The organism is Candidatus Seongchinamella marina (assembly GCF_026262685.1).
Classification (GTDB): Bacteria; Pseudomonadota; Gammaproteobacteria; order Pseudomonadales; family Halieaceae; genus Halioglobus; species Halioglobus marinus.
The window spans coordinates 176,105-189,893 of record NZ_SHNP01000003.1; the positions used below are offsets into that span (position 1 = coordinate 176,105).

A 13,789-nucleotide genomic window follows, 5' to 3' on the forward strand; every position below is an offset into this window, starting at 1 on the left:
TCAATCGCTGACTAAAATCTAGCCCCTTTGCTCGCAGGACAGTCACTTTAGGTGTCCTTGATCGAGCTGAAGTATCTCCTGATCGTCCGAGTTTTGTTCTCAATTAGACAGAGGAAGCTGATATCACGCAGCTAGAAACAGTGCAGGCCGAAGCGCAGCCCGCGGAAGTGGCCAACCCCACTCCGTCACCTGTGTCGGTGAAACCCCTGCGAATAGCCTTACTCGGCTATCGCAGCCAGCCCTATGGGGGCGGTCAGGGCGTGTACCTGCGATATCTCAGTAAAGCTCTGGTCGATGCCGGGCACTCAGTCGATGTTATTTCCGGGCCACCCTATCCTCATCTGGATCCCCGGGTGCGGCTTATTGAGTTACCCAGCCTGGATTTGTTTGAAAACGGTTTGTTATCGCTGCGCCCGCGTCACCTCATGTCTATGACCGATATTATCGAATGGACCAGCAAGCTGACTGGTGGTTTCGCGGAGCCCTATACCTTTGGTCGGCGAGCGGTAAAGTATCTGCGTGAACACCGGGAAGAATACGACCTTGTTCACGATAACCAGAGCCTCAGTTACGGCATGCTGCAGTTGCAACGTATGGGAATACCTCTGGTAACCACAGTGCATCACCCGATTACCTCGGACTTACGCATTGCCCTCAATGCCGCTCGCAGCGCCTGGGAGCGCGTGCTGATCCGGCGCTGGCACTCTTTCCTCAACATGCAGAAGAGAGTGGTTAAAGACCTGCACAACGTGGTCACAGTTTCTGACTGCTCTCGGCAAGACATTGCCAGGGACTTCGGGCTGCAGCCCGCGGGCATCAGCCTGGTTTATAACGGTATCGATACTGACGTATTCAGGCCCGTTAAGGGCATTGAACGCAGGCCGCTGCGCCTGATGGCAACCTGTTCTGCCGATGCCCCTCTCAAGGGAACCCGTTATTTACTGCTGGCTTATGCCCGACTATTGGAGACGTATCCGCAGCTAGAGCTGTTGTTGGTCAGTAAGCCACAGCCCGGCGGTAAGACGGAGAGGCTGGTTAAGAAGTTGGGCCTGGTAGACAGGATTCAGTTTGTCAGCGGAATCACTACCGAACAAATGGTTCAGTATTATGCCGAGGCCAGCATCGCGGTGGTGCCTTCGGTCTATGAAGGCTTTGGCCTGCCCGCAGGCGAGGCCATGGCCTGCGGCGTGCCGGTGGTTTCAACCGATGGCGGTGCCTTGCCAGAAGTGGTGGGCGACGCCGGTATTATCGTGCCGGTGAAAAATGTAGAGGCGATGGCTAAGGCTATCGATGAGTTGTTGCGCGACCCCGGCCGACGGGAGACGCTGGGTAATGCGGGGCGCGAACGTATTTTGGACAAATTTTGCTGGCAGGTCTGTGCCAGGGAGATGAGTCAGTATTATCGGGAAGTTTTGTCGCATGCAGACTGTTGATTTTAGCCATTTTCCTCTGCAGTCAGGCGACGTCGTCCTTGACCTGGGTTGCGGCGAAGGCCGTCACGTGATCTCCGCTTATGTTGAGGCGCAGGTGCACTCCATTGGCGTAGACCTTAGCCTCGACGATCTCAAAACCACGCAACAAAAATTTCAGGACTTTGCCGAGCCTGACAACGAAACCAAGACCTTTGGCTTATCTTCAGCCAATGCGCTGGAGCTGCCATTTGCCGATAATACCTTCGATAAAGTGATTTGCAGCGAGGTCCTGGAGCATATTCCTGATTATCAGGGTGCGCTTAAAGAAGTAGAACGGGTGCTCAAACCGGGTGGCCTTTTTTGCGCCAGTGTTCCCCGGCTCTGGCCAGAAAAAATATGTTGGGCTCTCAGCGAGGAGTATCACAACACCCCCGGGGGGCATATTCGTATATTTCGCGCCAGTGAACTGCGCGATGATATCGAGAGCCTGGGCTTTAGCCGTTATCATCGTCACTGGGCGCATGCCCTGCACGCACCTTACTGGTGGTTGAAGTGTTTGTTCTGGGATCAACAGGACAGCAATTGGCTGGTAAAGCAATACCATCGCCTGCTGGTTTGGGACTTGATGGAGCGCCCCGCCCTCACTCGGGTGACGGAGCAGCTAATGAATCCCGTGGTTGGCAAAAGTGTGGTGATGTATTTCCGTAAGGGAGCAGTTGTATGAGTGGTCTGTATTTGAGTAGGGGCTTGTTTCCTACCGAATTTCTACGCCCAACCGTGCAGTTTATTTTGAATACTCAGCAGGACAGCGGTGAAATTCCCTGGTTTGAGGGCGGCTATGCCGATCCCTGGGATCATGTTGAAGCGGCCATGGGTTTATCGATTGGTGGCGAGCACGACGCGGCGCGCAAGGCCTACGAATGGCTTTATAGCATGCAGTTGGTAGATGGCAGCTGGTGGGCCTCTTACCGCGGCGAAGTGGTCGACAACCGTGAGCGACGCGAAACCAATTTCGTCGCTTATATTGCCGTCGGTATCTGGCACCATTTCCTAATCACCGAGGACAGAGATTTCCTTCGGGCTATGTGGCCCATGGTCGACAAGGCCATCGGCTTTGTTCTTGCCCTCCAAACCGAGCATGGCGAGATCCATTGGTCTGTTGACGGCGAAGGCAAGCCCAAGGAAGACGCGCTCATGACGGGCTGTAGTTCGATCTATAAGAGCCTGGAGTGCGCCCATAATATTGCCTGTACCCTGGAAGAAGCACGACCTCATTGGCTGCTCGCCCGGGAGCGATTGGGCCACGCCCTGCGTCATAAGCCGGAGCGTTTTGATCGCACCTGGGAAAGTAAAGCGCGCTATTCCATGGACTGGTTTTATCCGGTACTTGCGGGGGTGCTGCCCCCTGAAGAATCCCGGGCCCGCATCGCTTCGCGCTGGGATGAATTCGTAGAGAAAGGCCTGGGTTGTCGCTGTGTGTCTGATGAGCCCTGGGTCACGGTCGCCGAATCCTGTGAACTGGTTATGGCGCTGCTGGCCGCTGGGGATCACGCCAGGGCGGTAGAAGTTTACAGCTGGTTACACCAGTGGCGTCTCAATGACGGTTCTTACTGGACGGGTTACCAGATGGTGGAAGATCTGCTCTGGCCAGATGAAAAACCGACCTGGACCGCTGGCGCAATATTGTTGGCAGCTGACGCCCTGACAGAACACACAGCGGCAGCAAAGCTGTTTTGTAGTGTGCAGCTGTTGGGTGTGGATACTCAGGAACGCATCTCCCACGTAGACTGATATTAGCGTTATCCAGATCAGAGTCGGCGCAACAAACCCAGCGAGTTGATCTGGCCGAGGTCTTCGAATAACCCCGATGCTTTTGCCATGCGATAGACCGCAAAGGGCGCCTGTCCGCCTTCATGGGCGTCTTCGAACAGGTCGTGAATGGCCAGAATACCCCCGCGTAAGAGGTGCGCTGTCCAGCACCGATAGTCAGTGAGAGCGGCTTCCAGGCTATGACCGCCGTCGATAAAAACCATCGCCAGTGGGGTTTGCCACTGTCTGGCTGCGGCCTCCGAGCCTGCAACGACAGGTACCACTGTTTCCTCCAGCCTAGCGTTGCGAATGTTGCGGCGGAATTCTTTGAACGTATCTACTTTCCCCTCACCGTCGTCGTAGAGGTCAGGGTCGTGAAAATACTCGCCTATCTGGTGCTCCTCAGAGCCTCGGTGATGGTCCAGTGCGAATACTGTTGCCTTGTTTTGTTGACAAGCCAGGCCCAGGTAAATGGTGGACTTGCCACAGTAGCTGCCGATCTCCAGCACTGCACCACTGTGACTGGCATCCAGGGCGTGATGATATAGCGCCTCGGCCTCGTCCTCTGCCAGAAAGCCTTTAATGTCGTTAATAGTGTCCGGCAGGTTGGGGATCATGTGGGTAAGTGTATTGTCTGGGGGCTGGGCAAAGTAGCTGTTTTAACGCGCAGAGGCAAGCGAGCAGCGTGGTATGATGACGCCACGTCGAACTGGCCGCCCGCCGACATTGAGGACAAAAATTGATGAAACTGGAAATGCCCCGTCTTGACCGGGCTCAGGTGCTGGTACTTGGGGATATTATGCTCGACCGGTACTGGGAGGGGGGCACCTCGCGGATTTCCCCGGAAGCGCCGGTGCCGGTGGTAAAAGTCGATCAGATTAATGATCGGCCCGGAGGCGCGGGAAACGTGGCCCTCAATATTGCTGCCCTGGGTGCCGGCGCACAGTTGAGCGGCTACACCGGTGACGATGAGATGGCAGACTCCCTTCAGGATATGCTTACCGGCGCAGGTGTTCACTGCGATTTCACTCGGGTGCAAGCGCATCCTACTATCACCAAGCTTAGAGTCGTCAGCCGCCATCAGCAGTTAATTCGATTGGATTTCGAAGAGTCGGACTTATCACGTTCAGGTCCGCCGCTGGCAGATTCCCTGCCCGCTTTATTGCCTCACTGCGGAGCACTGGTGCTTAGCGATTACGCCAAAGGCGCGCTGGAAGACCCCGCTCCGTTAATAGCGGCTGCCAGGAACGCGAAGGTGCCTGTGCTGGTAGATCCGAAGGGCTCAGATTTTGCCCGCTATCGCGGCGCTACCCTGCTGACACCCAATCTCAATGAGTTCGAGGCCGTTGTTGGCCATTGCTCCAGTGAAAGTGAACTGGTCGAGCGCGGCAAAAAACTGATGACTGAACTGGAATTGCAGGCCCTGCTCGTAACCCGCGGTGAGCACGGTATGACATTGTTGCGCCCCGGCGCGCAGGAGCTGCATTTACCCGCCAGAGCGCGGGAAGTCTTCGATGTGACTGGTGCCGGCGATACAGTGATCGCAGTGCTTGCCAGTGCGGTTGCCGCGGGAGCCGAGCTGCCTCATGCCGTTGCCCTGGCGAATATTGCTGCCAGCATCGTGGTGGGCAAACTAGGCACAGCAACAGTCAGCGGTCCGGAACTGCGCCGCGCCGTGCAGCAGGACCAGGGTTCTGAGCGTGGTGCCGTCTCCCTTGAGCAACTGCAAATTGCGATGGCTGATGCCAGAAGTCATGGTGAAAGGGTGGTGTTCACCAACGGTTGTTTCGACATTATCCACGCTGGCCATGTGACTTATCTTGAGGAGGCCAGAGAGCAGGGTGACCGGCTCATCGTGGCGGTCAATTCTGATGACTCGGTACGCAGATTAAAGGGTAAGGGTCGTCCCATTAATCCGCAGGACCGTCGAATGGCGGTTCTTTCCGGCCTGGAGGCGGTAGACTGGGTTGTTTGTTTTGACGGTGATACCCCACGTCACCTGCTGGAGACATTGCAGCCTGATGTTTTGGTGAAGGGCGGTGACTATGCCGGCAAGGAGAAGGTTGTAGGCTGGGAGATCGTCGAGGCCTATGGCGGCGAGGTTAAGGTATTAAGCGTGGTGGACGAACTTTCAACGACCGCCATCGTTACCCAGATTCAGCAGGACAAAGAGTCCTGACATCTAGTTGCTCTGCGCCTGCTTGTTCAGTGTTTGATGAGCGGCTTCTACATTGGCCTGGAGATGTTTGGGGGTGATTGTTCCAATGATGGCAGCGCCGGTGCCAGGGTGCCCCAACACCAAATCCATTGAAGCCTGTATCGGGTCCTCGCAGTCTTGCGTGAGGTGGCCACTGGCCAGTGCTTTCTTGATGATTGCACCTTTGCCAAGCTCAGCGCAGGTATTGAGCACGGCCTCTTCTTCGCGCTGCGCCAGATTATAAGTAAGCATTACGATGTCGGCTTGCTGGGCTGCGGCCCGTCCTCCGGCGACTGTTTTAGTCGACATACCGAAAGCCCTGATCAAACCTTCCGACTTGAGTTCTGCCAAGGCCTGCAGTGTGCCCAGCTCTTCGATGATGCGCTGGTCGTTGCCGTCGGAATGGATAAGCACCATATCGATCATCTCGGTATCGAGGCGTTCCAGGCTGCGTTGCACAGAGGCACGGGTGTGCTCCGGGCTAAAGTCAAAGTGAGACACGCCCTGTTCGAACTGTTCCCCCACTTTGGAACAAATCACCCACTGGTTCCGTTGACCTTTCAACAATTTACCCAACCGCTCTTCACTACTGCCATAGGCGGGGGCGGTATCGATAAGGTTGATGCCAAGTTCGCGAGCCTGGCTTAACAGCCGGGTTGCGGCCTGATCGTCGGGAATAGTGAAATTTCCGGGATACTTAACGCCTTCATTACGCCCCAACTTCACGGTGCCCAGCCCGAGGGCACTGACCTCAATGCCCGTATCACCCAGAACCCGTATCCAGCTCATGTGAATACGCTATCCCAGTAGGTTTCGGCGATGCCGGGCCTGCCAAGATCCTCTAAAGCAGTGAGGTCGGTTGCCGGGCCGGGGATGATGTTGCGCTGCTGCAGGGCAATATCAACTTCGTCGGCAAGATTGGGGCTGAGGCTTAGTTTAGTCGGCCAGGCCACCAGGGCATTGTCTAAGCCCTCTACCGGGCCAACGAAGGCACTGTCCGGGCGAAGCAGGGCGGACTGCAGTGGCTCGCCTCTGTCCAGTTGAAGCGTGCGCCACTGGCATTGTCCAAAATCGATCCAGGGCAGCAATTCGGCAACTTCCCTCTGGGCTTTGGCGATAAGCTGATCAGGGTCTGCGTTGGCACCTTCAGTGGCGAGGTCGCCGCCCAGGTACCAAACGGGTTCGCCGCTGCTATTTTTGTGGCTGGAAATAGTGAGTCGGGGCGCGGCGCTGCCGCCGGTGCAATGAGAGTAAAACGGCTCTGCGTACTCGTGCTTCATCAGTACCTGTTGCAGCGGTCGGCGCTGCATTGCCGGCTCATTAGCGCCCAGCGCTTTGATCAGGGCTTCATTGCCAGCGCCGGCCGTAAGAATCAATTGTCCGGGATGTAACTCCCAATCTCGCCCGCGAATATAAGCCCTGTCTCCGTCGTGTTCCAGCGAGGCCTGGCTCCAATCTATGCGATAAATAACATCACGATGTTGCCGGGCGAGAACCTCTACCAGAGAGGGCACGTCCAGTACCAGGTCTGCCAAACGGTAGGCTTGTCCCTTGAAACTGGGGGAGCGCAGTGGCGGGGGAAAATCGGCGGCTGCTAATTTGTCTACCCGGCCACGCAGCATTTTGCTGGCGAAAAAGGAGCTTACCTTTGACGTGAGCCCGGTGTGAGACCAGAGATAAAAGTCTTCACTTAATATCTGGCAGCCGCGCAGATCAACTTTACCTTCACCAGCCAGACAGCTGCGCCATACGCCAGGCATGGCAGAAATAGCTTCCGAGCTACCGCTCCAGGCGCCCGACAGGGCGTACTTGATGCCGCCGTGAATCATGCCCTGGGAGCCTACGGTCTGGTAGCTCCCCAACGCTTCCTGTTCGAACAAAACGGCGTTGAAGCCTTGGTTACGCAGCTGACTCAAGGTCCACAGGCCGGCGATGCCGCCGCCGATAATCGCGATGTCTGTTGCTATTACAGGTGAGCCCATCAGGCATTCCCTATGAAATGAGGGTCCAAGTATAGCCTGCCTGAATTGAGGGTAGTCTCTTCGCCGGGAGATTATTTTTTTAGCCCTCGCGGTGGGCGAGTGCAAGTCAGCGCTGTTATGCTTTGCCTGATGTCCTGTCGTGGAGCTTTTCATGCGCTACCTATATAGCGCCCTGTTTTATTTGTTGCTGCCCATTATCGTTGTGCGCATGTTGTGGCGTTCGCGCAAGGCGCCGGCCTATCGGCGGAGGCTGGCGGAGCGCTTTGGTTTTTTCCACGGCCCCGACAGCGTCGCTTCAGACAAAGTGATATGGGTGCATGCGGTTTCGGTGGGAGAGACCCTGGCTGTAGCTCCCTTGATTGAAGAGCTGCTTGATACCTGTCCCCAACATCAGCTTGTGGTAACCACGACTACACCGACTGGTTCAGAAAGAGTAGAGGCGCTTTTTGGCGACAGGGTCTTCCATGTTTATTCTCCCTGGGATATGCCCGGAGCTGTTCGTCGATTTTTGTCCAGGGTTCGCCCGGGTTTATTGCTGGTGATGGAGACAGAACTTTGGCCCAACATGCTGCATTACACCCACCGCAGCGGGTGTGGCATTGTGCTGGGCAATGCCCGATTGTCAGCCCGCTCTGCACAGGGTTATAGCAGGCTTACCTCACTCACCCGAGATATGTTGCAGCAGTTGGATGTGGTCGCGTGTCAGTCTGAAGCTGATGGCGAGCGGTTGGTTACATTGGGCTTGCCCCGCCCACGCCTGCAGGTAACAGGGAGCATTAAGTTCGATATCGATATCGATGAAAATTTACGTGCCGAGGTGGGTGCCCTGAAGCAGTCTTTGGACCGGCCGGTCCTGCTGGGCTCCAGTACCCATGCCTCGGAAGAGGCGATAATCCTGGATGCGTTTGCTATCGCGCGGCAATCTATTCCCGATCTGTTGTGTCTGCTGGTGCCCCGTCACCCGGAGCGCTTTGAATCGGTTTATCAATTGTGCCTTGCCCGGGGCCTAATGACTGCCCGCAGGTCAATGGGTGAGCGGGTTAGCGAGGGTCACCAAGTATTGCTCGGCGATACTATGGGAGAATTGCGCTTGTTGTCAGGCCTTGCCTCGGTTTGCGTGATTGGTGGCAGTTTTATAGAGCACGGCGGGCAAAACGTGCTGGAGGCTGCGGCCTGGGGTGTACCGGTGATAAGCGGCCCGCATATGCATAACTTTACCGAAATTACCGAACGTCTGACCAGCGCAGGGGCCATGTCTAAGCTGAACGGAGCCGACGAGCTGGCACCAGCCGTACAGTCGCTGCTGGAAGATGCGTCACGTCAGGCGGCAATGGGTGCAGCAGGGGAGGCGGTCATTGCCGCTAATCGCGGTGCCCGAGACCGCTTGTTGGCGTTGATAAAGGAGCAGCTAGGCGGCGCCTGAGCAGGCACCGCAAAGAGGCAAAGCCTACTTGCTACCTGAGGCTGCAGGTGCTGCAGGCACAACCAGGTAGGAGTTCAGATTGTAGACGTCATCAGGACTGAGCAGGCCGGCCTGTTCTTTCAATTTCAGCAAATCCAGAATGTAATCATAACGGCTGTTAGCGTAGTCACGCTGTGAAGAGAACAAAGTGTTTTGCGCATTCAAAACATCCACTACGTTACGGGTACCGACCTCATAGCCCGCCTGGGTAGCATCCAACGCGCTTTTGGAAGACACAATACTCTGCTTGCGCGCTTTCACTCGAGAAACATCGCTGACCACGGTCATGTGCAGCGACCGGGTAGCGGTCACCGTATTGCGGCTCAGGTTGATACGATTTTCCCTGGCTGCATTGAATTCCTGCGCCGATTTTCGGCGATTGGCGCTGATGGCCCCTCCGGAATAAAGCGGTAAATCTACGCGCACCTCCCAGCGGTCACCGTCGGTGGAATTGAACGGAGATGTGTTGAAGCCTGTAGCCGGCACAATGTTGCGACTACCGTCAGTTTCGGTGTCGGAGTACCGATAATTGCCGCTTATCCGAAAGGCGTGTTCAGAGGCATTGGCTTTTGAATTTTGGCGTGACGCTTCTTCGCCATATTTGGCCGCTTTCAGATTGAAATTATTTTCCAGGGCGAAGTCGACCCAGGAAGCTCTGTCAATGGGTTCGGGTAGTTTGATCTCGAAGTCTTCTTTGAGAATATTGAGAGTGCTGTGCTTTTGCCCGGTGAGAACGGAAAGCTGCTCCAGGGCGACTGCGACATTATTTTCATCGACGATGCGGTTTACCCGAGACAAGTCATAGGCTGCCTGGGCTTCATAAACGTCGGTAATGGCAATCAAACCCACTTCAAAGCGCTGTTGGGTTTGCTCCAGCTGACGTTCAAAGGCGCGCTCCTGCGCTTTGGATGCTTCGAGGTTGTCCTGTGCTCGCAGCACAGTGAGGTATGCTTCTACCACTCGCACCACCAGGTTTTGCTGGTTGCCTGCAAACGTCGCCTCAGCCTGCTTGCTTAATTCTTTGCCAGACTGAAAGCTGAACCATGCTGGCAAGTCGAAAAGCGCCTGGTTAAGAGAGACCGAAAAACCTTCGGAGATAGTGTCATTGGTCGTCGTGGTATCTATAGTCGACAAAGTGTTGTCTGCAAAATCAACACTTTCACTATCGGTATCTGTATCGGAGCCGGACCTGGAATAGTCTGCGCCAATCTGAGGTAAGAGTGCAGAAAGCCCGAGGTTTTCCCGCTCCCGATTAGCCAGATAGGTAGCCTCTTCCGACTTCAACTGGGCATCGTTTTCCAGCGCCAGTTCGTAAATATCAAGCAGCGAGTCTGCACGGGTTGTAAAGCTTCCCAGCGAAAGTGTCAGCGCTAATAGCGTGACTCCAGTCTTTCTCATGTCTTGTCCTCTTAACGGGGGAAATAGCGGCGTGTGCCGTCTATTCTAGCAGTACAGGAACTGACTTGCATTGTGTGCGCCACATTCCACAACGCGGATAGCCTGCGCTATCATAAGTGCTACACTCAAAGCAGGTCTATGCCATATGGCATGGATTTGACTCAATTCATCGCATGAATGTGTTAAACAGGAGCAAGACCGTTGCTACAAGCCCGAAACAGGCAATTTAAGCTGGACCTCGCAGAGCTTCACGCGATCTGCGAGGCTAATTATGTCCGGTTTTTAAGGCTGTTTCCTGCGTATGAAACCAGTAATGTTCGGGAATTCCAGCTGGGGCCCGCCCACGTGCACCTGGAGGTCATCGAACGTTGTCGGTATACCACGATCTTCTCTTTGTCACAGCAACACGCGGAGGCTCGTTGGCTGGGGGGACTTAAAGTCGAAGTGCGGGCCTATCATGACGCGGGCATGTTGGAAGTCGGTAGCTTTCAATCGCATCGGCGTATCCAGCCCCGCTATAATTACCCCAACGAACAAATGCATCAGCAAGATGAAAAGTCCCAACAAAATCGCTTTCTTGCGGACTGGCTGGAACATTGCCTCGGCAATGGCCGCAGCAGCCACCAACTGGTTATCGGCGGAGTTTAAGCGGGCTTAACCGCGCCTCGTTATGTCGAAAACAGAACACAAGCCCTGCTACATCCAGACTGAAGGAGATACGGTTCGTCTGGTGCAGATCACAGATACTCATCTGTGCGCCAACCCAGGCGGCACACTGTTGGATATGGATACTGATCGTTCGTTGAAACTGGTTATTGAGCGAGCCCTGCAGGAGCGTGGAACGCCCGATGGTGTTCTCTGCACCGGTGATCTGTCTGATCAGGGTTCCCTGCAGGCGTACCGCCGATTAATCGCTCATCTGCAAGAGATTCCCGCTCCTGATTTCTGGCTCCCAGGCAATCATGATGATCTAAGCGAAATGCAGGCCGCGGTAGGCACTAGCAATCGGCTTTGTGCTGAAGTGCTGGCGGGCAACTGGCAGGTCATTCTATTAAACTCCCAAATTCCCGGTGAAGTAGGCGGCCGGCTGGGTAGCGATGAGCTGGAAAAACTGCGCTCGGCACTTGAGCGTGCACAAGCCGAGGGTTTGCACTCACTCGTTTGTTTGCATCATCAACCCGTTGCCATTGGCAGTGCATGGATTGATCAGCAGATGGTAGAAGACGCGGATCAATTCTGGGAAATTGTGGATGCGGCCAGTTCGGTCAAGGGAGTCCTGTGGGGGCACGTTCATCAACAGATAGATAAGCGTCGTGGCGATATTGCCCTGATGGCGTCTCCGTCAAGTTGCGTTCAGTTCGCCCCCGGGAGTGCAATGTTCAAAGCTGACGATAAACCGCCCGGTTATCGTTGGCTGGATCTGTGTAGCGATGGCAGCATCAATACCGGGGTCTCGAGGGTGACCGGCGTTGATTTTACCGTCGACCTGGAATCTGGCGGTTATTTGTAGGCGCCATCAACCCTCTTCACACGAAGCCGTCCAAATATTTCTTACGCCAGCCGCTGTCGTTTGCTCTCGCTCATGTACAATGGCTCCATCCTAATTTCTAAAGCCATAAATCGCTAAAACTACGAATGAGCCAATATACCGCCGAAGATATCGAAGTCCTCACGGGACTTGAACCCGTGCGCAAGCGCCCGGGTATGTATACCGACACTACTCGCCCCAACCACCTTGCTCAGGAGGTTATCGATAACTCCGTGGACGAAGCACTTGCTGGCCATGCAGACCAGATCGATGTCATTCTTCATAAGGGCGGCTCCGTATCTGTATCGGACAATGGCCGCGGCATGCCAGTCGACATTCACCCCGAGCAGGGTAAGCCGGGGGTGGAGGTTATTCTTTCTACCCTGCATTCCGGGGGTAAGTTCTCTAACAAAAACTACGAGTTTAGTGGCGGCCTGCATGGCGTGGGTGTGTCGGTGGTTAATGCCCTCTCCAGCGAATTAGTGGTGAGTATCAAGCGCGATGGCAGCGTTCATCAGATTACTTTCTCTGGGGGGGAAAAAACGTCTGAACTGGCTGTGATAGACAGCTGCGGCAAGCGTAATACCGGCACCATGGTGAAGTTTACCCCGGATGCCAAGTATTTCGATTCTATCAATTTTTCCGTATCGCGCCTGGTACATGTTCTGCGTGCCAAAGCTGTCTTATGCCCTGGTCTCAGGGTTAAGTTCAAGGACGAAAAAAAGGGTGAGACCCAGGAGTGGTATTACGAAGACGGCCTTACTGACTATCTAGCAGACGCCACAATTGATTTTCCGGCGATTCCTGAAGAACCGTTTGTGGGCAGTTTTAGTGGCAGCAGCGAAGGTGTGGACTGGGCGGTCCAGTGGTTGCCCGAGGGTGGGGAGGTTATCGCCGAGTCCTATGTGAATCTTATTCCTACCGCCCAGGGCGGCACCCACGTAAACGGCCTGCGTACCGGTTTACTGGACGCTATGCGCGAGTTTTGTGAGTTGCGCAGCTTATTGCCTCGGGGCATCAAGCTCGCCCCCGACGATATTTGGGATCGCTGTTGTTATGTACTGTCTTCCAAACTGGGTGATCCGCAATTTTCCGGTCAAACCAAGGAGCGGCTCTCTTCCAGGGAGGCTGCGGCATTTGTTTCGGGCGTTTCCAAGGATGCGTTTAGCCTGTGGCTTAACCAGCACACTGAGGAAGCCGAGAAGCTGGCGGAAATGTGCATTAATAATGCGCAGAGCCGTATGCGTAGCGCCAAGAAAATCGTGCGCAAAAAAGTTTCTGCCGGCCCAGCCCTGCCGGGTAAATTAGCAGATTGCTCAGGTGAAGATCCTACCCGCGGCGAGCTGTTTCTGGTGGAGGGGGACTCAGCCGGCGGCAGTGCCAAGCAGGCGCGGGACCGCGAGTTCCAGGCTATCCTGCCTTTGCGCGGTAAAATCCTTAATACCTGGGAAGTAGATTCCCAGGAAATCCTGGCCTCCCAGGAAGTGCACAATATTTCGATCGCCCTTGGCATTGATCCCGCTAGCGACGATCTCTCCGATTTGCGCTATCACAAAGTGTGCATCCTGGCGGATGCGGATTCAGATGGTTTGCACATCGCTACCTTGATCTGCGCATTGTTTGTTCGCCATTTCCGTAGTTTGGTCGCGGCGGGCCACGTTTATGTGGCTATGCCGCCTCTTTACCGCATTGATGTGGGCAAAGAGGTTTTCTACGCCTTGGATGAAGGCGAAAAACAAGGCGTGCTTGATCGAATCGAGGCGGAAAAAAAGCGCGGCAACGTCAATGTGCAGCGTTTCAAGGGCCTGGGTGAGATGAACCCGCTACAGTTGCGCGAGACTACAATGGACCCGGATACACGCCGTCTGGTCCGTCTGGTGTTGGACGCCGGTGATGGCACCAATAATATGCTGGATATGTTGCTGGCCAAGAAGCGAGCTTCCGATCGCAAGGCTTGGCTGGAGAAAAAAGGCGACCTGGCCGAGGTTGTTTAGATCCAAT

12 protein-coding genes are annotated in these 13,789 nt (G+C 55.1%); 8 read left to right on the top strand and 4 right to left on the bottom strand.

Annotated elements, in window-relative coordinates; genetic code table 11:
* Nucleotides 1–140: 140 nt before the first annotated feature.
* Genes EYC87_RS09190 through EYC87_RS09200 form a run of 3 tightly spaced genes read left to right on the top strand, consistent with a single transcriptional unit; the run spans nt 141 to nt 3,203 of the window.
* Nucleotides 141–1,433, top strand: coding sequence for a glycosyltransferase family 4 protein (locus tag EYC87_RS09190; protein ID WP_279252612.1), 1,293 nt, complete (start codon nt 141–143; stop codon nt 1,431–1,433).
* Nucleotides 1,420–2,136: a class I SAM-dependent methyltransferase gene (locus tag EYC87_RS09195; protein WP_007230021.1), complete on the top strand. Its 717-nt coding sequence runs from the start codon at nt 1,420–1,422 to the stop codon at nt 2,134–2,136. Before EYC87_RS09190 ends, EYC87_RS09195 begins: the two co-directional genes overlap by 14 nt.
* Nucleotides 2,133–3,203, top strand: a complete 1,071-nt coding sequence (locus EYC87_RS09200) for a prenyltransferase/squalene oxidase repeat-containing protein (RefSeq protein ID WP_040541999.1) — start codon at nt 2,133–2,135, stop codon at nt 3,201–3,203. Before EYC87_RS09195 ends, EYC87_RS09200 begins: the two co-directional genes overlap by 4 nt.
* Nucleotides 3,204–3,220: 17 nt before the next feature.
* Here the strand turns inward: EYC87_RS09200 and EYC87_RS09205 are convergent, their stop codons facing one another.
* Entirely contained in the window at nt 3,221–3,838 is a 618-nt protein-coding gene (locus EYC87_RS09205; RefSeq protein ID WP_279252613.1) for a class I SAM-dependent methyltransferase, read from the bottom strand.
* 125 nt (nt 3,839–3,963) lie between these two features.
* Here EYC87_RS09205 and hldE point away from each other — a divergent pair, with 125 nt between their 5' ends.
* Entirely contained in the window at nt 3,964–5,400 is a 1,437-nt protein-coding gene (hldE, locus tag EYC87_RS09210) for a bifunctional D-glycero-beta-D-manno-heptose-7-phosphate kinase/D-glycero-beta-D-manno-heptose 1-phosphate adenylyltransferase HldE (protein ID WP_279252614.1), read from the top strand.
* A 3-nt stretch (nt 5,401–5,403) separates the two neighbouring features.
* Here the strand turns inward: hldE and EYC87_RS09215 are convergent, their stop codons facing one another.
* Both EYC87_RS09215 and EYC87_RS09220 read right to left on the bottom strand, forming a co-directional pair.
* On the bottom strand, nt 5,404–6,207 hold the full coding sequence (locus EYC87_RS09215; protein ID WP_279252615.1) for an aldo/keto reductase: 804 nt from the start codon (nt 6,205–6,207) through the stop codon (nt 5,404–5,406).
* A complete protein-coding gene (locus tag EYC87_RS09220) occupies nt 6,204–7,400 on the bottom strand; it encodes an FAD-dependent oxidoreductase (RefSeq protein ID WP_279252616.1) in 1,197 nt (398 codons plus the stop codon). The genes EYC87_RS09215 and EYC87_RS09220 overlap by 4 nt, the downstream gene beginning before the upstream one ends.
* 151 nt (nt 7,401–7,551) lie before the next feature.
* Between EYC87_RS09220 and waaA the strand changes: the two genes are divergently transcribed.
* Nucleotides 7,552–8,823 carry a lipid IV(A) 3-deoxy-D-manno-octulosonic acid transferase gene (waaA, locus tag EYC87_RS09225; RefSeq protein WP_279252617.1) on the top strand — a complete coding sequence of 424 codons (1,272 nt, stop codon included), beginning with the start codon at nt 7,552–7,554 and terminating at the stop codon, nt 8,821–8,823.
* 24 nt (nt 8,824–8,847) lie between these two features.
* Here the strand turns inward: waaA and EYC87_RS09230 are convergent, their stop codons facing one another.
* A complete protein-coding gene (locus EYC87_RS09230) occupies nt 8,848–10,260 on the bottom strand; it encodes a TolC family outer membrane protein (protein WP_279252618.1) in 1,413 nt (470 codons plus the stop codon).
* 201 nt (nt 10,261–10,461) lie between these two features.
* On the opposite strand from EYC87_RS09230, the gene EYC87_RS09235 reads away from it, so the two are divergent.
* The 3 genes from EYC87_RS09235 to parE all read left to right on the top strand — a co-directional run bounded on the left by EYC87_RS09235 (nt 10,462) and on the right by parE (nt 13,782).
* Complete coding sequence (locus EYC87_RS09235) at nt 10,462–10,908, top strand: DUF1249 domain-containing protein (RefSeq protein WP_040542002.1); 447 nt, start codon at nt 10,462–10,464, stop codon at nt 10,906–10,908.
* A gap of 22 nt (nt 10,909–10,930) precedes the next feature.
* The gene (cpdA, locus tag EYC87_RS09240; RefSeq protein WP_279252619.1) at nt 10,931–11,770 is read left to right on the top strand and encodes a 3',5'-cyclic-AMP phosphodiesterase; all 840 of its coding nucleotides are present in this window, start codon (nt 10,931–10,933) and stop codon (nt 11,768–11,770) included.
* 125 nt (nt 11,771–11,895) lie between these two features.
* On the top strand, nt 11,896–13,782 hold the full coding sequence (gene parE / locus EYC87_RS09245; RefSeq protein ID WP_279252620.1) for a DNA topoisomerase IV subunit B: 1,887 nt from the start codon (nt 11,896–11,898) through the stop codon (nt 13,780–13,782).
* Nucleotides 13,783–13,789: the final 7 nt, after the last annotated feature.